Annotated in this window: 17 protein-coding genes, 2 tRNA genes and 1 riboswitch; of the genes, 6 read left to right on the top strand and 13 right to left on the bottom strand. The window is 27.6% G+C overall.

From position 1 onward, the window contains the following. Positions 1-272: 272 nt before the first annotated feature. From ACQRD5_RS08625 to ACQRD5_RS08605, 5 genes are all read right to left on the bottom strand, one after another. Positions 273-455, bottom strand: a complete 183-nt coding sequence (locus ACQRD5_RS08625) for an alpha/beta-type small acid-soluble spore protein (protein ID WP_291629738.1) — start codon at positions 453-455, stop codon at positions 273-275. 173 nt (positions 456-628) lie between these two features. Then, entirely contained in the window at positions 629-2,674 is a 2,046-nt protein-coding gene (ptsG, locus tag ACQRD5_RS08620; protein WP_291629736.1) for a glucose-specific PTS transporter subunit IIBC, read from the bottom strand. A gap of 183 nt (positions 2,675-2,857) precedes the next feature. Further along, complete coding sequence (licT, locus tag ACQRD5_RS08615; RefSeq protein ID WP_291629734.1) at positions 2,858-3,703, bottom strand: BglG family transcription antiterminator LicT; 846 nt, start codon at positions 3,701-3,703, stop codon at positions 2,858-2,860. Between the two features lie 151 nt (positions 3,704-3,854). Continuing rightward, positions 3,855-7,124: a ligand-binding sensor domain-containing protein gene (locus tag ACQRD5_RS08610; protein WP_291629732.1), complete on the bottom strand. Its 3,270-nt coding sequence runs from the start codon at positions 7,122-7,124 to the stop codon at positions 3,855-3,857. Positions 7,125-7,241: 117 nt separating this feature from the next. After that, positions 7,242-7,317 (bottom strand) — tRNA-Trp (locus tag ACQRD5_RS08605). A gap of 357 nt (positions 7,318-7,674) precedes the next feature. Between ACQRD5_RS08605 and ACQRD5_RS08600 the strand changes: the two genes are divergently transcribed. Next, entirely contained in the window at positions 7,675-9,378 is a 1,704-nt protein-coding gene (locus ACQRD5_RS08600; RefSeq protein WP_320900709.1) for an APC family permease, read from the top strand. 104 nt (positions 9,379-9,482) lie between these two features. Here the strand turns inward: ACQRD5_RS08600 and ACQRD5_RS08595 are convergent. Next, a tRNA-Trp gene (locus tag ACQRD5_RS08595) sits at positions 9,483-9,558 on the bottom strand. A gap of 41 nt (positions 9,559-9,599) precedes the next feature. Next, positions 9,600-10,481, bottom strand: a complete 882-nt coding sequence (locus tag ACQRD5_RS08590; protein ID WP_291629865.1) for a metal ABC transporter substrate-binding protein — start codon at positions 10,479-10,481, stop codon at positions 9,600-9,602. A gap of 185 nt (positions 10,482-10,666) precedes the next feature. On the opposite strand from ACQRD5_RS08590, the gene tsaE reads away from it, so the two are divergent. From tsaE to ACQRD5_RS08570, 4 genes are all read left to right on the top strand, one after another. Then, the gene (gene tsaE / locus ACQRD5_RS08585; protein ID WP_291629864.1) at positions 10,667-11,128 is read left to right on the top strand and encodes a tRNA (adenosine(37)-N6)-threonylcarbamoyltransferase complex ATPase subunit type 1 TsaE; all 462 of its coding nucleotides are present in this window, start codon (positions 10,667-10,669) and stop codon (positions 11,126-11,128) included. After that, complete coding sequence (gene tsaB / locus ACQRD5_RS08580; RefSeq protein WP_291629862.1) at positions 11,125-11,841, top strand: tRNA (adenosine(37)-N6)-threonylcarbamoyltransferase complex dimerization subunit type 1 TsaB; 717 nt, start codon at positions 11,125-11,127, stop codon at positions 11,839-11,841. The genes tsaE and tsaB overlap by 4 nt, the downstream gene beginning before the upstream one ends. Continuing rightward, positions 11,825-12,271 (top strand): ribosomal protein S18-alanine N-acetyltransferase, encoded by a 447-nt coding sequence (gene rimI, locus ACQRD5_RS08575; RefSeq protein ID WP_291629860.1) that lies wholly within the window; start codon positions 11,825-11,827, stop codon positions 12,269-12,271. The genes tsaB and rimI overlap by 17 nt, the downstream gene beginning before the upstream one ends. 208 nt (positions 12,272-12,479) lie before the next feature. After that, entirely contained in the window at positions 12,480-13,859 is a 1,380-nt protein-coding gene (locus ACQRD5_RS08570) for an SseB family protein (RefSeq protein WP_291629858.1), read from the top strand. Positions 13,860-14,082: 223 nt separating this feature from the next. Here the strand turns inward: ACQRD5_RS08570 and ACQRD5_RS08565 are convergent, their stop codons facing one another. The 4 genes from ACQRD5_RS08565 to ACQRD5_RS08550 all read right to left on the bottom strand — a co-directional run bounded on the left by ACQRD5_RS08565 (position 14,083) and on the right by ACQRD5_RS08550 (position 19,167). Next, positions 14,083-15,423 (bottom strand): MATE family efflux transporter, encoded by a 1,341-nt coding sequence (locus ACQRD5_RS08565; protein ID WP_291629855.1) that lies wholly within the window; start codon positions 15,421-15,423, stop codon positions 14,083-14,085. Between the two features lie 16 nt (positions 15,424-15,439). Then, a complete protein-coding gene (locus ACQRD5_RS08560) occupies positions 15,440-15,853 on the bottom strand; it encodes a MarR family winged helix-turn-helix transcriptional regulator (protein WP_427746727.1) in 414 nt (137 codons plus the stop codon). Positions 15,854-16,021: 168 nt separating this feature from the next. Beyond that, positions 16,022-16,624 carry an ECF transporter S component gene (locus tag ACQRD5_RS08555; RefSeq protein WP_291629850.1) on the bottom strand — a complete coding sequence of 201 codons (603 nt, stop codon included), beginning with the start codon at positions 16,622-16,624 and terminating at the stop codon, positions 16,022-16,024. Positions 16,625-16,823: 199 nt separating this feature from the next. Beyond that, positions 16,824-16,941, bottom strand: a riboswitch (FMN riboswitch). Between the two features lie 51 nt (positions 16,942-16,992). Continuing rightward, a complete protein-coding gene (locus ACQRD5_RS08550) occupies positions 16,993-19,167 on the bottom strand; it encodes a Tex family protein (RefSeq protein ID WP_291629849.1) in 2,175 nt (724 codons plus the stop codon). Between the two features lie 552 nt (positions 19,168-19,719). Between ACQRD5_RS08550 and ACQRD5_RS08545 the strand changes: the two genes are divergently transcribed. Next, positions 19,720-21,099: a M28 family metallopeptidase gene (locus ACQRD5_RS08545; protein WP_291629847.1), complete on the top strand. Its 1,380-nt coding sequence runs from the start codon at positions 19,720-19,722 to the stop codon at positions 21,097-21,099. Positions 21,100-21,292: 193 nt separating this feature from the next. Here ACQRD5_RS08545 and prfB read toward each other — a convergent pair. Then, positions 21,293-22,394 (bottom strand): peptide chain release factor 2 gene (gene prfB / locus ACQRD5_RS08540; RefSeq protein ID WP_414437475.1). Its coding sequence is split into 2 segments (ribosomal slippage): positions 21,293-22,315 and positions 22,317-22,394, totalling 1,101 coding nucleotides; the frame shifts between segments, so codons are not numbered across the junction. 306 nt (positions 22,395-22,700) lie between these two features. Continuing rightward, positions 22,701-25,214: a preprotein translocase subunit SecA gene (gene secA, locus ACQRD5_RS08535; protein WP_291629843.1), complete on the bottom strand. Its 2,514-nt coding sequence runs from the start codon at positions 25,212-25,214 to the stop codon at positions 22,701-22,703. Between the last annotated feature and the right edge of the window lie 165 nt (positions 25,215-25,379).

Genomic DNA, 25,379 nt, shown 5'->3' with positions numbered 1-25,379 from the left:
ATATATTTGCACACTTCATTAATTAGATTTATTACTTATTATGTGGATTTATCTTCTCTTTCCTTTATATATCTTTATTTTTATCAATTTTCAGAATATTTAAATTCTATTCTTAAAGCTCACCTTTCTAATTAGTAAAAAAGAAAGAAGCCTACTTAAGTAAAATATTTTTACTTAAATTAGGCTTCTCCCTTTTAGAACGGTAGAATTACTATATTCTTTGGTGGTATATCCATCCTGTTTTTAATACCTTAGGTTCTTTGTTCCTGTGGCTATTTTATTGAATTTTCGTATTGTTCTACCATTCTTTTTACCATTTCGCCACCAACGGAACCACATTGTTTTGAAGTTAAATCACCATTATAATCACTAAATGGAACTCCTAACTCCGCTGCAACCTCATTTTTAAATGCACTTAATCCCTTTTTTGCTTCTGGAACTAATGTTTTTGCCATTTGTAATTCCTCCTTTGGCTGTTGGTTTAGTAAACATCTTTTAATTAAATTTTTTAATTAAGAGCTTTGATGTTTACACTATTATATTAACCTGATATAAGGTTTATATCCCTAGTAATTACTGGCTACACTAGTATTATTATCTACATAATTATATTTTAACGCCTATATTATTATTTTAGCTTTTTATGTATTTGAACTATATTTTCTTCTCCAGCTGTAACTTTCTTATTATTTTCAAAGTATATATATTTGTCATTTTCTAAGCCTTTAAATATAATTGGAGTTATTTTAGATTTATCTTTTTCTTCTATAATTTCTAAAGGAAATTCAATTAGAATATCACCTGCATCTACTATATCTCCTTCTTCTACAAAAGCCTTAAAACCTTCTCCTCTTAGCTTTAAGGTATCTATACCTATATGCATTAATATATCATAGCCATCTAAAGTTCTAATGGTAATAGAATGTTTTTCCTTAGCTAATGTAAGAACTATTCCTTTGGCTGGTGATCTTAAAATATTATCACTAGGATTTATTGCAAATCCATCTCCAATTAATTTCATTGAGAATATTTCATCTGGTACTTCTTCGAGATATATTAAATCCCCTGAAATAGGAATTTTTATTGTTTTTTCAGTTTTTATACCACTTTTAATTTTCTCTTCTTTGTTTTTTTTCTTTACTACTATTTCTTTTCCTTCCATAATATCCTTCATTTGTTCTTTAATAATATCTGATTGTGGTCCAAAAATAGCTTGGATATTATTCCCTATCATCATTAAATCTGCTGCTCCTAAGGTCTTTAACTTTTCCTTATTAACTACTGAAAAATTATTTACAGTTACCCTTAATCTTGTTATGCAAGCATCTAAATATTTTACATTTCTTCCTCCACCCAAGGCATCAAGAATTTCATAAGGAAGCTTTTCACTAGAAATATCTATACTTACATTATTTTCATCATATTCTCTTCCTGGAGTTTTTAAATTTAGCTTTCTTATTATTAACCTAAAACCTAAATAATATATAATTGCAAATATTAATCCTACTATAATTACCCATACCCAATTTGTTCTATTTGGTATTACGCCAAATAAAATAAAATCTATTAATCCACCAGAAAAGGTTAATCCAATTTTAACATTTAACATTTGCATTATCATAAAGGATAAACCTGCAAATACACAATGTATAATAAATAGAATTGGTGCTACAAATAGAAACATAAACTCTATCGGTTCTGTTATACCTGTTAAAAATGAAGTTAATGCCCCTGAAAATAAAATCCCAGCAACTATCTTTTTCTTTCCTTTTTCAGCTTCATTGTACATAGCAAGTGCTGCTGCTGGAAGCCCAAACATCATAAAGGGATATTTACCAGTCATAAATGTTCCTGCTGTAAACTCCACTCCATCTTTTAGTTGTGCAAAAAATATAGACTGATCTCCTACTATTAATTGACCTGATGAATTTATATATTCTCCAAATTGATACCAAAAAGGAGTATACCATATATGATGTAATCCAAAAGGTATTAAGGCTCTTTCTATCAAACCAAAGATAAATGCAGAGAGAGTTTCATTTGTACTTATCACGCTTCTAGAGAACTCTAATAAAAAATTTTGAATAGGAGGCCAAATAACTGCCATAATAATTCCTAATATTAATCCAGATATAGCAGCTGCTATTGGAACAAATCTCTTTCCTGAAAAAAATCCTAAAAATTCTGGTAATTTTATATCATAAAATTTCTGATATATACTTGCTGAAATAAGTCCTATAATAATTCCACCAACAACACCTGTAGATAAGGTTGGTATTCCTAATACAGTTGTGTACATTGGATTATTTTGAACTTGTGTCATATCTACACCGGCAATTATACCTGTAGTTACATTCATTATTAAAAATCCTACTATTGCTGCTAATGCTGCAACTCCATCTCCTGAACTCATACCAATTGCAACACCTACTGCAAATATTAAAGGTAAATTAGTAAATATAATATTTCCTGATGCAGACATTATATCAGCTATTATTTGAAATGTTTTTCCAGATAAAATAGGAAATATATTTAGAAAATATTCATTTTCAAATAATGTTCCAATTCCCATTAATAATCCTGCTACTGGTAATAAGGCTATAGGTAAAGTTATTGATTTTCCAATCCTTTGCAAAACTCCAAAGGATTTTTTGAAAAATAAGCTAATATCCATTTTTTCCTCCTATTATAATTTAAAGAAGACCTGTCGCACACTGTAAAATAAAGGAATAAACTCCTTTCGGAGTTTATAATTTGAACATTTTTATTAATTTTTTTTAAAGCATTTCATTAATTCTTCATTTTTAATTTAAATGCTTTTGCGACAGCTTCAAAATCTTTACAGGTATAAATATATTTAACTACTTCTAAGTACAGAAATAACTCTATGAATATGCATAGTTAAGTAAACTATTTCATCTTCATTAACATCATAATTATAATTATTCTTAACATATGCTTTAACCTTTAGAGCACATTCATATGCTTCTGGATAACTTTTCTTTGCTATCTCTATAAATTCACTATTATTGTCACTATTTTGATTATTAGTAACTACCCTTTTTGCAAAATATTTCAAATGGGTTAATAACCTATCATAGTTTAAATCATCTTCATTAAATTCTATGGAGTAGTAATATCTTATAATATTTAAAACACCTTTAATTATATTAGTTGCAATAACAGATTCCTTTGAAGTTTCTTGATAGCTTGCATTAACTAAATGTAAAGCAATAAAAGCTGCTTCATCTTCAGGTAAATTAATATTTAATTTATTATTAATATGATTTACTGCCCATAGAGCTACTGAAAACTCTTCTTTATGAATTCTTCTTATTTCATCTAATAAATCATTTTTTATTTGTATATTGTTTTTGTATCTCTTTATCGCAAAGGCAATATGGTCAGCTAAAGATATGTATATTTGTTTATCTAATTTTCTATCTAGTTTTTTGCTAGAATAAGAGATTATTTCATGAGCTAATTCAAATATTCCATCTGGAATTTGATTTATTAATTTTTTAATCTTATTGCTCATTTTTTTATCATCTACAACAAATATTTTCTCAATTTTATCTTCTTCTATCTCCTGCCCAACCTTTCTTTTAAAGGCAATTCCTGACCCCATAATAATGACTTCTTTTTTAGTATTAGGATCTATTGATACAACTACATTATTGTTCAATATTTTTTCAACAATCATCTTACATTCTCCTTACACTTGGAAAATAAAATACCTAAACTAGAGTATACTAATACACCCCAATTTAGGTATTGCCTGCATTCCAGTAACAATCCAGATACTTAATAAATATATCTTATCATTGTAAATTACTACTGTCAATAATTATAACTTATCTTTGCTTTACAGGTAAAATAATTATAAATTCACTACCTTTGTTAACTTCACTTTTAACAAATATTTTACCTTTATGTAATGCAACTAATTGCTTAGTAAGTGTTAATCCTAATCCACTTCCTCCAAATTCCTCTGATATATTATGATACGCTTGTCCAAACCTATCAAATATAGCCTCATGATAATTTTTATCTATTCCAATACCAGTATCCTTTACTGATATTTTTACTGAATCTCCAAGGTCACTAATTCTAACTTCTATTTTCCCTCCTCTTTCAGTAAATTTAACAGCATTACCAATTAAATTAACTATGCACTTCTCTATTTCTGATTCATCACATTCTATAATTTTTTCTTCAATTTCAGGATCTATAATTAATTCAATTCCTTTTGATTCAATATAATTTTTCATAGATAAGGTTACTTCTTCTACTAAATAAACTATATTATGTTTTTTCAAGTCTAATTTATATGAGCCTGATTCTATTTTTGATGTATCTATTATATTATTAATTAACTTTAATAATCTATTAGAATTTTTTCCTATTGCCTCCATATAATAATATAACTTATCCTTTGGAATAACTTTATTATCTTCATTTAATTTTGTTATAAGCTGCTGAACAGAAATTATAACATTTAATGGAGTTCTAAGCTCATGAGATAAATTAATAAAATAATTATTTTTATATTTTTCATTTTCAATTAATTTATTATAAAGGATTTCATTTTCTTTAAATTTCTTATTCAGCTCATTAGACCTTTGAGCTACTAAGCTATCTAATATCTTCACTCTATTCCAAATTATATATATTATCACAAATAAAAGGAATGAATAAACCATATAAGCAAAAGGACTTTTCCACGGCTTCACTCCTACTGTAAAAGTTATACTTGTTGGCTCACTCCATTCTCCAGTAGAATTTCTTGCAATAACTTTAAATGTATATTTCCCACCATCTAAATTAGTATAATTAGCATAATTTCTATTATCAGCCATTATCCAATCATTTTCTAATCCCTCTAACTTATAAGCATATTGAGTCTTTTTAACGTTTCTATAATCAGGTAAAAAGAAGTTAAAGTGTATATTATTACTTTTATATTTTAAATGTATTTTGTCTAAATCTAAGAGTTCATCTTGGTTTGTATATGCACTTCCTATAACTACCTTTGGTATAAAGTCCTTTTCTTTTAATTTTTCTGGATAAAAGGTGGTTAGTCCATTAATTCCCCCAAAGAACATTTCACCATCATAAGCCTTATGATATGCATATCCATTAAATTCATTTCCTTGTAAACCATCTGTAACATCATAATTAATAAACTTATGCTCTTTTACATTAAATTTAGATATACCATAATTGGTACTTATCCAAGGATTATCTTCATTATCAATTAGTATTCCATAAATAAAGTTATTAGATAATCCATCACTTTCGTAATATCTTGTAAAAGTTTCATCTTCTCTATTAAATTTATTTAATCCATTTTGAGTTCCAACCCAAACCGTATTATTTTCATCTACTGCAATACTTTTTACTACATTAAAACTTATACTATTTTTATTATCTATTTCATTTTTATAGACTTTTACTTCATTGGTACTCTTATTTATTCTAATTAAGCCTCCATCTAAAGAAGATCCTATCCATATATCTCCATCTTTATCTTGAGCTATTCCTGAAAACATACCTTTAAGTATTCCATTTTTTAAAAACAATTCTTTATAAGACTTAAATTTACCTTTTCTATCAAAGGTACATACACCATTTGCAGTTGCTATCCACAAATCTCCATCCTTATCTATATATAAACTCCTTACATCATTTGATATTAAAGAATTATCACTTTCATCGTTTTCATAATTTTCTGTTAAATAATTATCATCTTTATGAAAATACTTTGTAAATTCATTGGTGTTCTTATCATACTTTGTTAATCCATATTCAGTCGCTATCCAAATCTCATTATCAATTCCAGTTATATCTCTTATATTATCACTACTAATGGAGTTATCATAATCAGAACTTTTATATTTAGTTATAGTATTCTTTTTTCTATCTATAACATTTATTCCATCTTGAACTGTTCCAACCCAAATAAGTCCATCCTTATCTTTATATATTCCAGCAATCATATTATCACTTAATGAATTGCTATTTAAATAATCCTTTTTATAATTTATAAAAGAATTTTCATTATTGAAGATACTTATTCCACCATATGTGCCAACCCAAACTGATCCTGATTTATCTTCAGTTAAACATAATACATCATCACTAACTAAGCTTTGAGGATCATATATTTTTGAATTATAATTTATAAACTTATTATCCTTTTCTTCTAACCTACTAAGTCCTTTACTAGTTGCTATCCATATTGTGTTTTTCTTATCTTTATATATTGAATTAATAGAATCACTAGCAATGGAATTTTCATCCTTTGGGTCATTATAATAATATTTCATCTCATTTGTCTCTATATTTAACTTATTTAATCCACCACTATATGTAGCTATCCATAAATTATTTTTGTCATCTGCATATATGTCATATATAAAATTGTCTGAGATAGAATTTTGGGAGCCGTCTGCATAATAATTAGTTATTTTGTTAGTTTCTCTGTTGACTTTATTAAGCCCCTCTGTAGTTCCTATCCATAAGTTTCCTTTTGAATCTTCATCTATTGAGTAAATAATTTGACTAGTTAATTTATTTGTACCAGCTTCTTCTTCATACAATCTTATAAAATTATCATTTTCTTTATCATATAAATTCAAACCATTTTCAGTTGCTATATAGATATCCTTCTTTGAATCTATTAATATTTCAGTTATATTATTATCAGATAAATTACAACCATCAGTACCTGAAAAATAATTTTTTATTTCATTTGTTTCTGTATTTATTTTATTTAAACCACCTGATGTTCCAACCCAGATATAGCCATGCTCATCTTCATTTATAGCTGAAATATAATTATTACTTATACTCTCATTACGTCCTTCTCTATATTTATATATTTCAAAGTCATGACCATTATATCTATTAAGGCCATCTGTTGTTCCTATCCACATATACCCTTTACTATCTTGAAATAAGTATTGAGCTGTAGTTTGAGACAATCCATCATCCACAGTTATTCTTTTAAAAACAATATCTTTTTTATCATTACTCAATGCATTAGCTTTTAAATAAAAAATATTAAGCATAAGGCTAGTTATTATAGAAAAAACTATTATTTTTTTTATTTTATATCTCATATAAATGATTCCCCACAGAATAATAATCAAATTTCTACTTTATATTATATACTTTATCATTTTTAATAAATATATAAAATAAAAAAAGGCTAAAAAATAAATTTTTTAGCCTTTTTTTGGCAGGGGCAGTAGGAATCGAACCCACAACCAACGGTTTTGGAGACCGCTACTCTACCAATTGAGCTATACCCCTTCAACAAAAGTTATTTTATCATGATAATTTGATACTTGTCAATAATAAAATAAATATATTTATAATTTTTGTAATCATTATCATCTTTAATATTTCAAAGGTTAATTAAGATATTTTAGTATAAACGACAAATTTTAGTTATTTCAACAATTATTGCACAGTATATTATATTTTACATTATATTATCTCATCACTATAATGTTCTTGAGATATTCGTTATTTATAAAGAGGTGCAATATGTTTTCAAAATTAAAAAAAAATATAATTGGACAACCCCTAAAGTCTTCACAAATCTAACATGAAAAATTAAGCGTTTTTAGAGGACTACCTATACTATCTAGTGATGCAATTTCTTCTGTGGCATATGCTTGTGAAGAAATTCTCTGGGTTCTAATTCCTGTTGTAGGCTTAGCAGCTTATACATCTTTACTTTATGTTACCTTATCAATTATATTATTACTTAGCATATTGATCTTTTCTTATAGACAAACTATTAATAGCTACCCTAAAGGTGGAGGTTCTTATATAGTATCTAAAGAAAATCTTGGAGAGATACCAAGCCTCGTAGCAGGGTCAGCATTAACCATAGATTACATCCTAACTGTAGCAGTTAGTTCTTGTGCAGGTTCTGCCGCAATTGTATCAGCTTTTCCAGCTTTATTACCTCATAGAGTATTTATATCCGTACTTATAATTCTACTTATGACTTTAGGTAATCTTAGAGGGATTAGTGATTCATCTAAAATATTTAGTATTCCAACTTACTTTTTTATTTTTGTAACTATAATAATGATAATTGTCGGAATAGTTAAACATATTTTCTTTGGATATTCACCTGTATCAGTAGTGGGAATCCCTGCTGTTTATGGAGATTTAACTATTTTACTTTTCTTAAAATCATTTTCAGCTGGTTGTACTGCCTTAACTGGTATTGAAGCTGTAAGTGATGGTGTTGCTAACTTTAAAGAACCAGCAACTAAAAATGCTAAAATTGTTTTAGGTTTATTATTCCTTATAGTTATTGTAATTTTTGGTGGTGTGTCATATTTATCCACTATTTATCATGCAGTACCAAGTCTAGATAAAACAGTTTTATCACAAATAGCTGAAATGGTATTTGGCACAAACACTTTAATGTTTTATGTAATTCAAATTGCAACTACTTTAATCTTAATAATGGCAGCTAACACAGCTTTTTCTGATTTTCCATTATTAATATCATTTATTGCAAGAGATGGATATGCACCAAGGCAACTTACAAAACGTGGTGATAGATTAAGTTATTCTAATGGAATATTAGCATTAGCATTCTGCTCATCACTTTTAGTAATAATATTTAATGGTGAAAGCCACTTCTTATTACCTTTATACGCAGTTGGAGTATTTATGTCATTTACATTATCTCAAACTGGTATGGTAATGAAATGGATAAGAGGAAAAGAAAAGTGTTGGAGACATAAAGCTTTCATAAATGGTTTTTGTGCTACAATAACATTTGTTTGTACAATTGTTATAGGAATAAACAAATTCCTTCATGGTGCTTGGATGGTATTTATTCTTATACCTTTCGTTATTTTCATAATGAAAAAAATAAAGAACCATTATACCTTCACAGCTAATGAACTTTCTATGCAAGGCCAAGAGTTTCCTAAGCTTAATGAAGCTACAGTAAAGCATTTTATAGTACCTGTTGGAGATTTAAATAGAAGTGTTATTAAAACATTAAATTATGCTAAATGCTTATCAAATGATATTGTAGTATTTCATGTGTCAACCAATGATAAAGAAACTGAATATATAAAGAACAAATGGGAAAAATATGAGATAGATGTTCCTTTAGTAATTGAAAAGTCTGATTATAGAGATATCCTAGATCCACTAGAAAGATTTATTAAAAATCAAAATTACTCTAAACATGACATTATAACAATAGTTCTTTCTGAATTGAATACCGAAAAATTTTATGATAATGTTCTTCATAATCATACTTCTGATATTATTAGAAAAAATTTATTGAAGAATAAAAATATTGCTGTTATAACTGTTCCTTATATAATATAATTAATTTTACTTAATAAAAACCTCTAGTTAAACTAGTGGTTTTTATTTTTAATGTAAAGTTTTTTTATAATAAAAAAGCCAGCAATAAAAAATTGCTGACTTTTTGGCAGGGGCAGTAGGAATCGAACCCACAACCAACGGTTTTGGAGACCGCTACTCTACCAATTGAGCTATACCCCTTTGCAGAACAATTAATATTATATCTTATGTCTATCTAAAAATCAACTACTAATATTTCTTTTATTTTTTAATGCTTCAATAATATCAGTTACATTTTTAATTAATACATCTTTATTTCCTTCAGAGCTTAACCCAACATAGGTATATTCATTTTTCATTTTACTCTTTAATTCATCTAATTTTTCAAAATTATTATCATAAATAAATATATTGTTAGTTAATTTATCTTCTACTACTTCCTCATCATTATCTTTTAATTTATTTACTTGTAATCCTAAGTCTCTAAATAAATAATCAAATTTATCTGTATTAGTATATATATTATAATTCTTATACTTTTTTAGTTCTTCTTTAGAATCACTTAAAAATTTATCTAGTTCATCAATTATCTTGTTATAATTTTCTTCATAATAACTTCTATTTTTTATATCTTTTTCTTGTAATGAGGTTTTAATATTATATAAAGCTATTTTATACTCATTAAATCCTAATAAATAATATGGATTTTCTTCATTTTCCTTAGATAATGATTTTGTTATTGTTCTTATTCCTCTACTAGCATTTATAATACCTACATTAGAATTCTTAGAGTTATCTACTATTTCATTTATCCACTTTTCGTAGCCTACTCCATTATATATGAACAAATCCATATTTAATATATTATTTATAATATTTTCACTTACCTTAAAATCTTTTATCTCTTTCTCATTACTAAATAAATACTCTACATTATGATTATCTAAAGTTAAAGCTTTAACCATTGAATATATTTCTTTATTTACTGTTAATATGTTTAAATAAGTATCCTTTTCTTCATCTAATTCATTTGTTGGATTTGCCATTAAAGGATTATATGAAAATGTCAATCCAAAAAATAATATAGAAGTAAAAATAAGGAAGGCATATGTTAACTTCTTCATCTTAATTTCCTCCAGGAAATAATAATTTACTTATATATATTTTATCTTATCATGACTAAAAAAGAATTACAAATCTTTTACATATTAATTACAAGTTAAATAATGTATTTATTTTTACCTTTCTTTTTTTCTTCATTTTAGATAGAATATATATTAATATAAATTCTTTAGAAAGGAGATTTCACATGAATTTTAATGTTGAAAATATAGAAGATACAACTAAACTTGGATTTGCTATAGGTAAACTATTAAATCCTGGTGATATAGTATGTTTAACTGGAGATTTAGGAACTGGGAAAACTCATATAACTAAAGGAATAGCCAAAGGTTTAGATATAGATGAATATATTACTAGTCCAACTTTTACTATAGTTAATGAATACGATTCTGGTAGGCTTAAATTATACCATTTTGATGTTTATAGAGTTAGTGATCCTGATGAAATTTATGCTATAGGCTTTGATGATTATATTTTTTCAGATGGAGTATCTATAATTGAGTGGGCTAATTACATTGAAGAAATTTTACCTAATGAATATTTACATATATTAATAGAAAAAGATTTGTCTAAAGGAGAAAACTATAGAAATATTACTATTACTCCTTATGGTGAAAGATATAATTATATAAAGGAGTTAAACTTATGATAGTTTTAAGCATAGATTCAGCATCAAAAGTAGCTACTGCTGCTCTTTTAGATGAAAATAATTTAATTGCAGAATATACAATTAATAATAAACTAGAACACTCTACTTTAATTATGGATATAGTAGATAAATTATTAAAAGATTCATCATTAGACATTGATGATATAGACGGATTTGTAGTTTCAAAGGGTCCTGGTTCTTTTACAGGATTAAGAATAGGAATGGCTACAGTTAAAGGCTTAAGTTTTGGTTCAAATAAACCATATATAAGTGTATCTAGCTTAGATGCTCTTGCTTATTCTTTAGTTAATTTTAATGGAATTATCTGCCCTATAATGGATGCATTAAGAAGTAGCGTTTATACTTGTCTTTATAAAGGAAATAATGGCACTTTAGAAAAAATAAGTGACTACTCTGCACTTGAACTAGATGAATTAATAGAGTTATTAAAAGAAAAAGGAGAAGATGTTATCTTCACTGGAGATGCAGTAAATAAACATAAGGATTATTTATTAGAGCATTTACCAAATTCCAATTTTGCTCCAAATCATCTTAGCATAATAAGAGCTTCTTCTTTAGGTGAGCTAGGAATTAAAATGTTATTAAATAATGAGTGTGATGATTTAAATTCATCTCCATTTTATTTAAAGAAACCTCAAGCTCAAAGAGAATTAGAAAAAAGGTTAGCGTTAAAAAATGAAAATAACTTATAATTTAATGACTAATAAAGATGTTAATGGAGTTTTTAATATATCAAATGCTTGTTTTTCCATGCCTTGGAGCATTGAATCAATTGAAGGGGAAATAAATAATCCCTTAGCAAAATATATTGTTGCAAGAGATGAAGATTCAAACTTAGTTGTTGGTTTTGTAGGTATATGGATAGTTGTTGGTGAAGGAAGCATAACTAATATTGCTGTTCATCCAGATTACAGAAAACAAGGAATTGGTGCAAAATTATTAGAATCATTAATTAATTTATGCACACATTTAGACTGTTCATTAATTAATTTAGAAGTTCGAGCATCTAATTATCCTGCTCAAAATCTATATGAAAAATATGGATTTGTAGTTGATGGACTTAGAAAAGGCTATTATGAAGATAACAAAGAAGATGCAATACTAATGACTAAATACTTATAAGAAATATAAAGGGATTTTCTCTTTATGAACTAAGAAATAATAAATAATTTAATATCATTTCAGGAGTGCATAGCATTGGCTATGCACTTCTGTTTTTTTATTTGCAATTTTTGGAAAGTATATTTATAATTTAGTAAAATACTATTGGTTCACCTACTAATTAATAAAAGTCTATTTATTTTATTAAGCATGAAAGAAGGTAAGTTATATGGGATTAATAAATAATTTGTTTGGGAGAAAGCAGGAAGAACAAAAAGTAAAAAAAAATGATGATATACCAACTAATTTCGTATTAGGAGTGCACGATACTTTCAAATTAAAGGAAAGTAATGACCTAATTGTTGTTGGACCATTAAAAGGAACTACACGAGTAGGTGATGCTGTGTATATATCTAATTTGGATAGTGATACAGAACCAACAAGCCTCTCCACAATAATTTCAATTGAAAAAGTACCAAACAATCTTACAAATGAGGCAAGTGATTGTCAAGTTGCACTTCGTATTGAAGGAGGAAGTTTGTTAGGCATTAGAAAAGGTACTGTTTTATATACAAGAACAACATCCGTAAAGACCGTTCATGATGCATATATTAATGCTATGGGAGATTGTTTTGTTGCACAGATGGAATTGGATATTCCTGATTCAGAATTAGAACAATTCAGCATCGCTGATTGCTACGAAGTTTGGAGATTATTTTCTTGGTTTCAATCCAAAACAGTTAAAGGAACAAATGAGGGACAAAATCAAATTAATTACAAAAAAATAGAAAGAGTTGCAAAGCAATTAATAAAAAAAATATTTGAGGCAGATGAAATTTACTGTGTTTTTAATAAACGAACAGGAGAACCAAATTTGTTTTCTACCACTAAAAAAATAGAAGAAGGATATATGTGCATGCCTCCAGACATTCTTATTTTTCCAAAATCATATAAGAGTATGGCAGAAGCATATTTTAGTAAATACCCCTATGAAATTAAGGAAATTAAGAATGGTGAAAGTAAGGATGGAATTTATAACTTTTTGGGAGAAACCTTCTATCTTAATGGTGCATGTGGTGTAAAGGTAATTTCAAATGATGTTTCAATTGCTTCAGGGATGCTTGTTCCAGAACCTAATTATGGTGATTTACCTGAAATTAATATTCCTATTACCAATCCTGATCTTGAAAGATGGTTACTTCTAATGGGTCAACTAGGAAATGTAGATGATGAAAATTCCAAATTAATTTATGGACTTTACTATAAGTTTATGAGTAAAGAATTGTTAAAAGCACGACTTCTTGTTCCTATTCAAAAGGATGGAGAAATTCCCCCTCCAAATGAAAATGGCGCTACTGTTTTAGATAAGGATGTGAAATTAAAATTCCCTATTGATAATGGGAAAGATGATAGACAAGCAATTCGCATGTATACTGATTGGAAACGTCTTAGAATGGTGTACGATGAAAATTGGTCTGGTCTTATTGAGCCAGTTAAGGATTTCATTGATGTATTCGACGTACTTTTAAATATGACAGAGTATTATGAAGCAGGTATCTATATTAGTAAAGATAGCTATTATCAAATGGAAGCAGAAAACAAAAAATAGAATAAATATATAGGACTACAGAATAATATTTCATTTCCCAAAGTGAATATAGCCTTAAGAAAAGATGAGCAAGAAATCAATGACTTCTTGCTCATCTTTTCTTAAGGTATATTTATTATACCTTAACCCTCTTTGTTTTTTATACTTCTTATAAGTATCTATCATTAAATTAGTATGATATTTTATATTATTCTAATACATATTCATTTACTTTGTCTTCATATTAATTTTTCTTCATACTATTAAGTAATATTATACCTGTTAAAAGTGATGCAATTAAATCACTTAATGGTTGTGCTATCCACACTCCATTAACTCCTAATCCAAATATTCTAGGTAAAATTATCATAAATGGAATTAATAAAATAACTTGTCTTAATAGACTTAATATCATTGCAGTTTTTGCTTCACCAATTGATTGAATATAGTTTGTTCCAGTAATTGAAACTCCAACTATAGGTAACATTAATAAATATATTCTTAATCCCTTAACAGAAATATCCATAAACTTAGGATCTTTATTAAATATTCCTATTATAGCTTCTGGGAAGCTTTGAACTACTATAAATGCTATTACTAATATAATAGTTGCAACTATAAGTGATAATTTATATGCTTCTTGAGCTCTTTTCTCTTGCTTAGCTCCATAATTAAAGCCTATTATAGGCTGTGCTCCTTGATTTATCCCAAAAATAGGCATTAAACACATAAGTGCAATTGAAGATATTGTAGCCATTGCTCCTATTGCAATATCTGTTCCATATATTTTAAGTACATTATTAGCTATAACTTGAACTAAACTAGCTGCCATTTGCATTGCAAAAGGTGATGCCCCAATTGCCAATATTTTTATTATTATATCCTTATTTAGCTTTAAATTTGATTTGAAAAATCTTAAATTTGATTTTCCACTTACATAATATCTAACACCTATTATAGCTGTTATTAATTGTGAGATAATAGTTGCAACAGCTGCTCCTTGAATACCCATTTTAAATATGAAGATAAATACAGCATCTAATACTATATTAGTTAGGCATCCAATAATCATAATTGTAGCAGCAAGCTTTGGATTTCCATCACCTCTTATAGTATTATTTAATGTAAATGCTACCATATTAAACACTGTTCCTAATAAAATTATGTATATATATGATTTAGCATAATATAAGCTACTTTCACTTGCACCAAACTTAGTTAAAATAGACTCTCCAAAAACTATTCCTATTACAGTTAATATAATAGCAATTATTACAGATAAAGTTATAGCATTTCCTATTACTTTTTCTGCTTCTTCTCTTTTACCTTGTCCTAATTTTATAGAAATAGTAGTAGTTGCACCAATTCCAACTAGCATACAAAACCCTAAAACAATAGTTGTTATAGGTAAGGTTACACCTACTCCAGTAATTGCTAGAGAACCAACCTCTGGTATATTACCTATAAAGATTCTATCTACTACATTATATAAAGCATTAACTAACATACCAATTATAGCTGGCACTGAATATTTTAATAATAATTTACTAATTTTTTCTTTTGCAAGTAATTCTTGTGTACTCATTAAATCACACTCCTAGTTATATACATTTCTTTAGTAAATTTAAAATTATTTCTTTTTCTTCAAAAGTTAAATTTTTAGTTAACTTTTCTTCCCAAGCTTTTGCAACTTTGTATATATCCTTTTTATGTTCCATAGCTTTTTCAGTTAAAAAAATTCTATAAGCTCGCTTATCTTTTTCGTCATTTACTCTTATAATAAAATCCTCAATTTCTAATTTTTTAATAGCTCTAGCTGTTGTCCCCTTATCTATTTTTAGATTTAGGCATAAATCTTCTTGCCTTACTCCATCTTTTCTATATAGTTCCATTAAAAAATTAAATTGTCCATAACCAAGTCCTAAATGAGATAATTCTTTTAAGAAAAATATATTACCCATTCTTTGAATTTCTGATATATATTTTGCTATATTTTCACACTCTATCTCTTTCATAACAAACTCCTAAACAAATCAAGTTTAATACACTTAATATATAACAATGTAGTTGCGTTTGCAACCATGTTATTATAGTATATGAAAAAGTAATTTTCAATGGATAATAATAAAAAGATAGGAATACTTTAAATATAGTACTCCTATCTTTTCATTAAATTTATTATATTAAACTGAGCCAAGGCTTCCTTTTCTACTATTATCCAATTTTGAATCTACCTTGAAAATTGCTAATGATACTTTCTTATAAAGTACGTAAGTTATTCCACATACCATTATAGATTTTATACCATTAAAAGGTAATAATCCTATAGTTACATATTGAACTATTTCATTAGGTGCCATTTGCATTCCATATGCTGGTAATAAGAAATACACATTAGCTATAATTCCTATAACCTCAATACATATAGTTCCTAATATCATTCCAAGTATAGCTGTTTTCTTACTCTTATTCCTGTTATAAACCCATGCTGCTGGAGCAACTAGAGAAACTCCTACTATGAAATTAGCCATTTCTCCAACAAAACCTGTTCCAGTACCTTTTACAATTAGAATCAATAAATTTTTTAATAATTCTATTAATACTCCAGCCATAGGTCCAAAAGCAAAGGCTCCCATAAGTGCTGGAATGTCACTTAAATCAATTTTTAACCATGGAAATGGTAAAAATGGTATTGGAAAATCAAAGTACATAAGTACCACTGCTATGGCACCTAAAAGTGAAATTTTAATAAATTTGTTTAAATTTTTGTTTTGTTGATTGTTCATTTTTTCTCCTCCCAAAAGATATCCCCTGGGGCATGGGTTAGTGCTTAACATGATATTAATTTAACAATATTCCTATGATTTTAGAAAAATTACACAGTTTATAATAAATAAAAAAACCCTAATGTAAAACTACATCAGGGTTTAAAATCATAAGAAATAAGATTTGCTAAATTAAATACATAACAAGCAATATCTAACACCTTACCTTCTTTCATCCAGACTATACTGTCGGCCTCGGAGTTTCACCGAATCATGCTAGAAATTAGCGCGCGGGCTATACCGCCGGTGGGGAATTACGCCCCGCCCTGAAGATAATTTATTTACAATATTATTATATTCCTATTTAGAATTATTTACAAGCAATTTTTTTAACAATCTTCTTCTTTTATTCCTTTCATAGATAAAGATATTCTATTTCTCTTACTATCTACTTCAATAATCTTTACTTTAACTATATCTCCTAATTTAACTATATCTAATGGATGCTTTACAAACCTATCCGCCATTTGACTTTTGTGAACTAATCCATCTTGATGGACTCCTATATCTACAAAAGCTCCAAAGTCTGATACATTTCTTACAGTCCCCATAAGTATCATACCTTCACTTAAATCTTTTAAATCTATTACCCCAGTTTTTAAAATAGGCTTCGGCATTTCATCTCTAATATCTCTACCTGGTTTTTTAAGTTCTTTAATAATGTCTTCTAAAGTAAGTTCTCCTACCCCTAGTTCTTTTGATATATTTTTTATTCCTTTTTCTTTAACTCTTTCATCTATATCTTTTAGGTTATTTTCTTTTAAGTCATTATCATTATACTTAAGTAAAGATATTAAGTTTCTAGCCACTTCATAAGATTCTGGGTGTACTGAAGTATTGTCTAATGGATCTTTACTTTCCATAACTCTTAAAAATCCTGCACATTGCTCATATGCTTTTTGTCCAAGTCTTTTTACTTTCAAAAGCTCTTTTCTGCTTTTAAAGCCACCTACTTCGTCTCTATAAAGAACTATATTATTAGCAATACTTGAGTTAATTCCTGCTATATAAGTAAGTAAAGAAGGTGTTGCAGTATTTAAATCAACTCCAACCTTATTAACAGAGTCTTCAACTACTCCAGTTAAAGATTCATCTAGCCTTTTAGGTGTAACATCATGCTGATATTGACCTACACCTAGTGCTTTAGGATCTATCTTTACTAGTTCAGCCATAGGATCTTGTAATCTTCTTCCTATTGATATAGCACCTCTAACTGTAACATCTAAATCTGGGTATTCTTTCGTTGCAAGCTCTGATGCTGAATACACTGATGCTCCCGCTTCTGATACTATTACATAAGCTACTTCTTTTCCATTTTCTTTTTTTATTTCTGAAATGACTTCTGATATTACTTCTTCTGATTCTCTAGAGGCAGTTCCATTTCCTAAGGAAATTACTTCAACATTATGTTTATTAATTAGCTTCTTTAATACTTCCTTAGTTTCTTTTACTTTATTTTGTGGTGCTGTTGGATAAACTGTAGTATTTTCTAAGAATCTTCCTGTACTATCAAGCACAGCTACTTTACATCCTGTTCTAAACCCTGGGTCATAGCCCATAACAACTTTTCCTTTTATAGGTGGTTGCATAAGTAATGATTTTAGATTTTCTTTAAATATCTTTATTGCTCCCTCTTCACCTTTATCTGTTAATTCATTTCTAACTTCTCTTTCTATAGATGGGTATATTAATCTTTTTAATGAATCTTTAATTGCAGTTTTTAAATATTCATCTGTTATATTATTACCCTTCAATATTTCTTTCTCTAAGTAACTTATTATCTTATCTTCATTAACAGTTATCTTAACAGTAAGTACCTTTTCCTTTTCACCTCTATTTATAGCTAAAATTCTATGAGGTGGTATTTTAAATACATCTTCACTATATTCATAATACATTTCAAAAGGTGTATGCTCTTCACTATTACCTTTTGATTCAATCTTTCCTTCTCTAAAAACTAGGTTTCTTATCCATTTTCTATATTTTGCTTCATCTGATACTTCTTCAGCAATTATATCTAAAGCTCCATTAATTGCATCTTCTTCTATAATAACTTTCTTTTCTGCATCAATGTATTTTTTAGCTTCTTCCTTTATATCTCCCTTAAATTCTCCTGACAAAATTACTTCTGCCAATGGCTTTAAGCCTTTTTCTAATGCAATTGTTGCTCTTGTTCTTTTCTTTTGTTTATATGGTCTATAAATATCCTCAACTTCTGTTAAAGTTAAAGCCTTTTCTAATGATTTTTGGATATCTTCTGTTAGTTTACCTTGCTCATCTATAAGCCTAAGTACATCTTCTTTTCTCTCTTTTAAATTTCTAAGATAAATTAATCTATCTTGAAACTTTCTTAAAACTTCGTCACTTAATGCACCAGTCTGTTCTTTTCTGTACCTAGAAATAAATGGAACCGTATTTCCATCATCAAGTAAATTAATAACATTATTTACTTGAGTTAAGCTTATTCCAAGTTCTTCTGCTATTCTTCCTGCTATATCAACCATAAGTTTCCTCCTAAAAAAAATCATATTACTATTATAATACAATTTTATACTTTTATATATTATTCTCTTGATATTATGTAAAATAACGTATATAATTATAATTGTAAAATATTTACAATCAGGTGATGTTATGAATAAAATTTCTATTTTCATTAATAAACTAATTAATATACTTCTAGTATTTTTCATAATTTTTATCATTTTAAATCAATATTATATTATAGAGTTTTCAACCACCTTTAAATATATACTTTATTTTTTAACTTTAATTCTAATTCTTATTTCTTCTACTAAAGAAATAATAGTTAGTAAATCTGCCTTAACAAAATTTATTAACTGTATAATTTTGTTTAGCTTTATAGTTGGGGGAGTTTTTTCTATAATTTCTAATAAAATAAATATTTCTATTTATATTTGTATATTATTTTCCTTTACAAGTGGGTTTATTGATCTTATATACAAGAAAGCTTAATATTTTAGAAAATTATATTTGTTATATTTTAAAGCCTTAATTAATAGTATTAATTATAACTATTTTTTGAGGTATTTTTTATGAGAAAAAAAATAATTTATTATGTATCCCTATTTACTACAATAGTTTTATTATCTTTATCATTATTTTCAAATTTTACATATTCACCCTTTAACGCTGATAATGTAAAAAAAAGCATTGCTATACTATCTTCTGACACATATGCTGGTAGACTTGCTGGTAGCAAAGAAAACTCTTTATTAGAAGAATTAATAAGAAAAAACTTTCAAGATAATAAGCTTATCCCACTAAATGATAGCTATAAGGAAAGCTTTAAAGTTATTTCTCCAGTAAATAATAATAGCACTCCTTACTTAAAAATTTCTTATGATGATGGATATGAAGAAAACCTAAAATATGGTGTTGACTTTAAAGAAGATATGATTAATTTTAAAAACACAAAAATAACCTTTTCTAATGAGGATAAGGTTAATGTCTTTTCTAATTATATTGAAGTAAGCACTACAAATGGAAAATTTCTATTTCATTTAGCTCCTAATAATAATTTTTCTTTTAGAAGTTCTTTTATACATGATTTTCCTTACAATATGATGGTATTAATAAATACTGATACCTACAATAAAATATTAAACTCTTTAAGAGATGGAGCCGAGATTTCTATTAATATTCCATTTTCTACAGAAGAAAAAGAAATATCTAACGTAGTAGGAGTTATTAAAGGAACATCTAAATCTCTTCCCCCATTAGTTTTAACTGCTCATTTTGACCATTTAGGTACTGATGCTCTTAAAAATATTTATGGTGGAGCTTTAGATAATGCTTCTGGCACATCTTTTATGCTTGAACTTCAAAAGTCTCTTGCAACTTATGGTAAACCAAAAAGAGATATAATTTTTGTGGCTTTAAATGCAGAAGAATTTGGGCTTTTAGGTTCTAAAGCTTTTGCAGAAAAAAATCTAAATAAATTAAAAGGAGCTGAAGTTATTAACTTTGATATGATTGGAAGTGATAACTTTCCACTTACTTTAATGCTAGGTACAAATTATAAAGATAAGGAATCAAAACTTCTAGAATCCATTGAAAAAATAGCTAAAAGAAATAATGTAAATACAAAGATAGCTTATGAAAATTCAAGTGATCATGCTAGTTTTAATCTATTAGATATAGATTCCCTTAGCTTTTGTCATAGTGATTTAAGTAAAATTCATACACCTAATGATACTGTTGACTATATTAGCATAAAAGCCATTAATGAGGCTTATACTGTAATAGAAGATAAAATATTTGACTCATCCTATAGCATTGTAACTAAATTTTTCTATAGTAAAACTTCAATATATATTTTTTCTTTTTTATTTGGCTTCTTAGTATCTGCTCCTTTTATAACACACCTTAAGAAATGTAAAATTAATAATGTAAAATTTAGAATAAAGGAATAAACTCCTTGCGGAGTTTATAAATTAAATAATATTTTGGTAATTTGCTTCAAATTACATCCATAATTCTACATTTTACTTTCTACATTTTTAATTCAGGACTGCTTAAGCAGTCCTTTTTATATTTCTATAACAACTTAAAATCCTTCAGTAGCATCATGCTTTATAAGATAAAGAATCAAAATTAATAATATATCTATTTATTATTTTTTAAATATGCAGTAATAAAGTTATCTATTTCTCCATTCATTACAGCATTTAAATTAGCAGTTTCTTCTCCAGTTCTATGATCCTTTACCATATTATATGGATGGAATACATAAGATCTTATTTGACTTCCCCATCCCATATCCTTAAGATCACCGGTTAAGTCTTCAATTTTCTCCTTATGAGCTCTTTCTTTTAAATCAATTAGTTTGGATTTTAGCATAGACATAGCTGTATCTTTGTTTGAAAATTGACTTCTCTCACTTTGGCACTGTACTACTATTCCAGTTGGTAAATGAGTTATTCTAATAGCAGATTCAGTTTTATTAACGTGCTGTCCACCTGCTCCACTTGCTCTATAAGTATCAATTTTTAAGTCTTCACTTCTTATTTCAATATCTTGATCCTTTGTAAGTTCAGGTAATACTTCTACAGAAGCAAAGGAAGTTTGCCTTTTACCATTTGCATTAAAAGGAGATATCCTTACAAGTCTATGAACTCCCTTCTCTGCTTTTAAGTAGCCATATGCAAATTCTCCTTTAACATTTAAAGTAACACTTTTTATTCCTGCTTCATCACCTTCTAAGTAATCTATAGTCTCAACTTTAAAGCCTTTTTTCTCACACCATCTAGTGTACATTCTTAATAACATTTCAGTCCAATCATTTGCATCACTACCGCCTACACCTGCATGTAATGTTAGTATTGCATCATTTCTATCATATTCACCAGATAATAAAAGTTTTATTCTATATTCTTCAACATCTTTTTCTATACTTCTAATTTCACTAATAACTTCATTAATAGAATCTTCATCATCTTCTTCTATTAATTCAGCTAATATTTCTACATCTTCAACTCTTGTAACTAAAGAATCGAATTTATCTATTTTATCTTTAATTCTCTTACTTTCTTTAGTTACTTCTTCTGCCCTTTTTATGTCTTCCCAAAATCCTGACTCTTGCATTTTTAAGTCTAATTCTTGTAATTGCTTTTCTAAGGCTTCCTTGTCAAAGAGAAACCCTCAATTCTTCTATAAATTTTTTAATATCATTAAGCTTAGCTAGTTCTGTTTCTAACTTAATTAACATAATATCACAACCTTTTTTAAATTAATAATGTAGAATGTAAAATGTAAAATTATTGATGTAATTTGTTCCAAATTACTTATAATATATTTATTTAATTTTACATTTTTAATTATTCATTTTACATTCATAAACAGGGGCTGTCGCACTAAGAAATTTATATACAATATATTTATTTAAAAATTTAAAATAAATATATTGTGATATTTCTTTTTAATGAAACAGCCCCTTAATTTTTCGTAATTTGGAACAAATTACTTCCTAAATTTTTAATTCTTCATTCTTAATTTTTCATTATGCGATAGCATCCTATGCTTCTCTTCCACAACAGTTTTTATATTTCTTTCCACTACCACATGGACAAAGATCATTTCTTCCAACCTTATTTTCATTTCTTACAGGTTGTTTCTTAGTATCTCCTTCATCTCCACCATGGCTTGCTGAAGTTTCTTCTGCTACTCTTTCTCTTTCAACAGGTTTTTGAATTTGAATATGATATAGGAATTTGACAGTATCTAATTTTATTCCTTCTATCATCTCTTCAAACATAGCACTACCTTCCATTTGGTATGCTTGAATTGGATCCATTTGCTTATATGCTCTAAGTCCAATACCTTGTTTTAAATGATCCATATTATCAATATGATCCATCCACTTTTGGTCAACTACTCTTAGTAGTATAACTCTTTCAACTTCTCTAAAGTGTTCTTCTCCAAATTCTTCTTCTTTTTTATGATATATTTTTGTTAATATATCTAATAACTTTTCTATAATCTCATCATTAGATAAATCAATTAAATCTTCAACTTTAACAAGCTTGTGTGGTAAACATATATCTTCTAAGTATTGAATTAATTTTCCTATTTCCACATCAAGACTATCAGTTATATTATCTAAATGCCCCTTAACTGCATCTGTTACTATATCTTTGATCATTTGATTTATTTGATCTCTTAAATCCTTACCTTCAAGAACTTCTGATCTTTGTTTATAAATAATTTCTCTTTGCATATTCATAACATCGTCATATCCTATAAGGCTCTTTCTTATATCGAAGTTATTACCTTCAACCTTCTTTTGAGCATTTTCTAAAGCCTTACTTACCATCTTATGATCAATAGCTTCATCATCTTCTAAACCTAACTTATCCATTAAGCCTTGAATTCTTTCTGATCCGAATATTCTCATTAAATCATCTTCAAGAGAAATATAGAATACTGATTCACCTGGATCTCCTTGACGTCCAGATCTACCTCTTAATTGGTTATCTATTCTTCTAGATTCATGTCTTTCAGTACCTATTATCTTTAATCCACCAACTTCTTTAACGCCTTCACCTAACTTAATATCTGTACCTCTACCAGCCATGTTAGTAGCTATTGTAACGCTTCCTAACTCTCCAGCATGAGATATAATTTCAGCTTCTTGCTCATGGTATTTAGCATTTAATACTTGGTGCTTTATTCCTCTTTTCTTTAATAATGAGGATAGATATTCTGACTTTTCTATACTTACTGTACCAACTAGTACTGGTTGACCTTTCTTATTACATTCGATTATATCTTCTATTATGGCATTATATTTTCCCTTAGTGTTCTTATATATTAAATCACTTTTATCTATTCTTGCCACGTCTTTATTAGTAGGAACAACTATAACATCTAAAGAATATATTTCTCTAAATTCATTTTCTTCTGTTAAAGCAGTACCTGTCATACCTGATAGCTTTTTATACATTCTAAAGTAATTTTGGAATGTAATTGTTGCTAAAGTCTTAGATTCTCTTTCAATCTTAACTCCTTCTTTAGCTTCTATAGCTTGGTGAAGACCATCTGAGTATCTTCTTCCTTCCATAAGTCTACCTGTGAATTCATCAACTATTATTACTTGATCATCCTTCACCATGTAGTCTTTGTCTCTCTTCATTCCATAGTTAGCTTTTAATGCTTGAGTAATATAATGTTGCAATTCTAAATGCTCTGCATCTGCATAGTTATCTATTCCAAAAGATTTTTCAGCCTTAGCTACACCAGAATCAGTTAACATTACAGAATTAGCTTTTTCATCTATAGTATAATCTGTATCTGCTAATAATTGTTTAACAAAATTATCTGCTACATTATAGAATTTTGTTGATTTATCTCCTGCTCCTGAAATTATAAGAGGTGTTCTAGCTTCATCTATAAGAATAGAGTCAACTTCGTCTACAACTGCAAAGTTTAATTTTCTTTGAACTCTTTCTTCTTTATAGATTACCATATTATCTCTTAAGTAATCGAAACCAAACTCATTATTAGTTCCATAAGTTATATCTGCTGCATAAGCAGCTCTTCTTTCATCAGAATTTAATCCATGAACTATACAACCTGTGGTTAATCCAAGAAAATGATATAAGTTTCCCATCCACTCAACGTCTCTTGTAGCTAAGTAGTCATTAACTGTTACTAGGTGAACTCCTTCACCTGATAATGCATTTAAATATAATGGAAGTGTAGCAACTAAAGTTTTACCTTCTCCAGTTTTCATTTCTGCAATTCTACCTTGATGAAGAACCATACCTCCAATAAGTTGAACTCTGTAATGTTTCATTCCTAGAGTTCTCCATGCTGCTTCTCTACAAACTGCAAATGCTTCTGGTAATATATCATCTAATGTTTCACCATTTTTTAGCCTATTTTTAAATTCATCTGTCTTAGCTCTAAGCTCATCATCTGATAGCTTTTGCATAGCTTCATCTAATTCTTCTATTTTATCTGCGATTTTTTCTAACTTCCTAACTTCTCTTTCACTATATGTTCCAAATATCTTTTCCAAAAATCCCATAGTAATTTTCCTTCCACCTATATATTTTTTATGCTCATATTTAAATTATTCGTATCTATATAATTCCACTTATAAATTATACCATTTTACTTATAACTAATTCAACAAATATGTAATTATTTAATAAAATTATAATTAAAAAGAGAAGTGTTTATACACTTCTCT

The sequence above is a fragment of the Clostridium sp. SGI.024 genome (assembly GCF_050315195.1).
In the GTDB taxonomy this organism is placed as follows: domain Bacteria; phylum Bacillota; class Clostridia; order Clostridiales; family Clostridiaceae; genus Clostridium.
Note: the sequence above shows the minus strand (reverse complement) of the source record. Positions and strands in the feature narration are given on the sequence as shown.

What these genes read in the sequence shown, in the direction of transcription:
- ACQRD5_RS08545 (WP_291629847.1), top strand. Translation starts at nt 19,720, where the DNA reads ATGAGAAAAAAAATAATTTATTATGTATCCCTATTTACTACAATAGTT.
- tsaB (WP_291629862.1), top strand. Translation starts at nt 11,125, where the DNA reads ATGATAGTTTTAAGCATAGATTCAGCATCAAAAGTAGCTACTGCTGCT.
- licT (WP_291629734.1), bottom strand. Translation starts at nt 3,703, where the DNA reads ATGATTGTTGAAAAAATATTGAACAATAATGTAGTTGTATCAATAGAT.
- ACQRD5_RS08555 (WP_291629850.1), bottom strand. Translation starts at nt 16,624, where the DNA reads ATGAACAATCAACAAAACAAAAATTTAAACAAATTTATTAAAATTTCA.
- ptsG (WP_291629736.1), bottom strand. Translation starts at nt 2,674, where the DNA reads ATGGATATTAGCTTATTTTTCAAAAAATCCTTTGGAGTTTTGCAAAGG.
- secA (WP_291629843.1), bottom strand. Translation starts at nt 25,214, where the DNA reads ATGGGATTTTTGGAAAAGATATTTGGAACATATAGTGAAAGAGAAGTT.
- ACQRD5_RS08610 (WP_291629732.1), bottom strand. Translation starts at nt 7,124, where the DNA reads ATGAGATATAAAATAAAAAAAATAATAGTTTTTTCTATAATAACTAGC.
- rimI (WP_291629860.1), top strand. Translation starts at nt 11,825, where the DNA reads ATGAAAATAACTTATAATTTAATGACTAATAAAGATGTTAATGGAGTT.
- ACQRD5_RS08560 (WP_427746727.1), bottom strand. Translation starts at nt 15,853, where the DNA reads ATGAAAGAGATAGAGTGTGAAAATATAGCAAAATATATATCAGAAATT.
- ACQRD5_RS08550 (WP_291629849.1), bottom strand. Translation starts at nt 19,167, where the DNA reads ATGGTTGATATAGCAGGAAGAATAGCAGAAGAACTTGGAATAAGCTTA.
- ACQRD5_RS08570 (WP_291629858.1), top strand. Translation starts at nt 12,480, where the DNA reads ATGGGATTAATAAATAATTTGTTTGGGAGAAAGCAGGAAGAACAAAAA.
- ACQRD5_RS08625 (WP_291629738.1), bottom strand. Translation starts at nt 455, where the DNA reads ATGGCAAAAACATTAGTTCCAGAAGCAAAAAAGGGATTAAGTGCATTT.
- ACQRD5_RS08590 (WP_291629865.1), bottom strand. Translation starts at nt 10,481, where the DNA reads ATGAAGAAGTTAACATATGCCTTCCTTATTTTTACTTCTATATTATTT.
- tsaE (WP_291629864.1), top strand. Translation starts at nt 10,667, where the DNA reads ATGAATTTTAATGTTGAAAATATAGAAGATACAACTAAACTTGGATTT.
- ACQRD5_RS08565 (WP_291629855.1), bottom strand. Translation starts at nt 15,423, where the DNA reads ATGAGTACACAAGAATTACTTGCAAAAGAAAAAATTAGTAAATTATTA.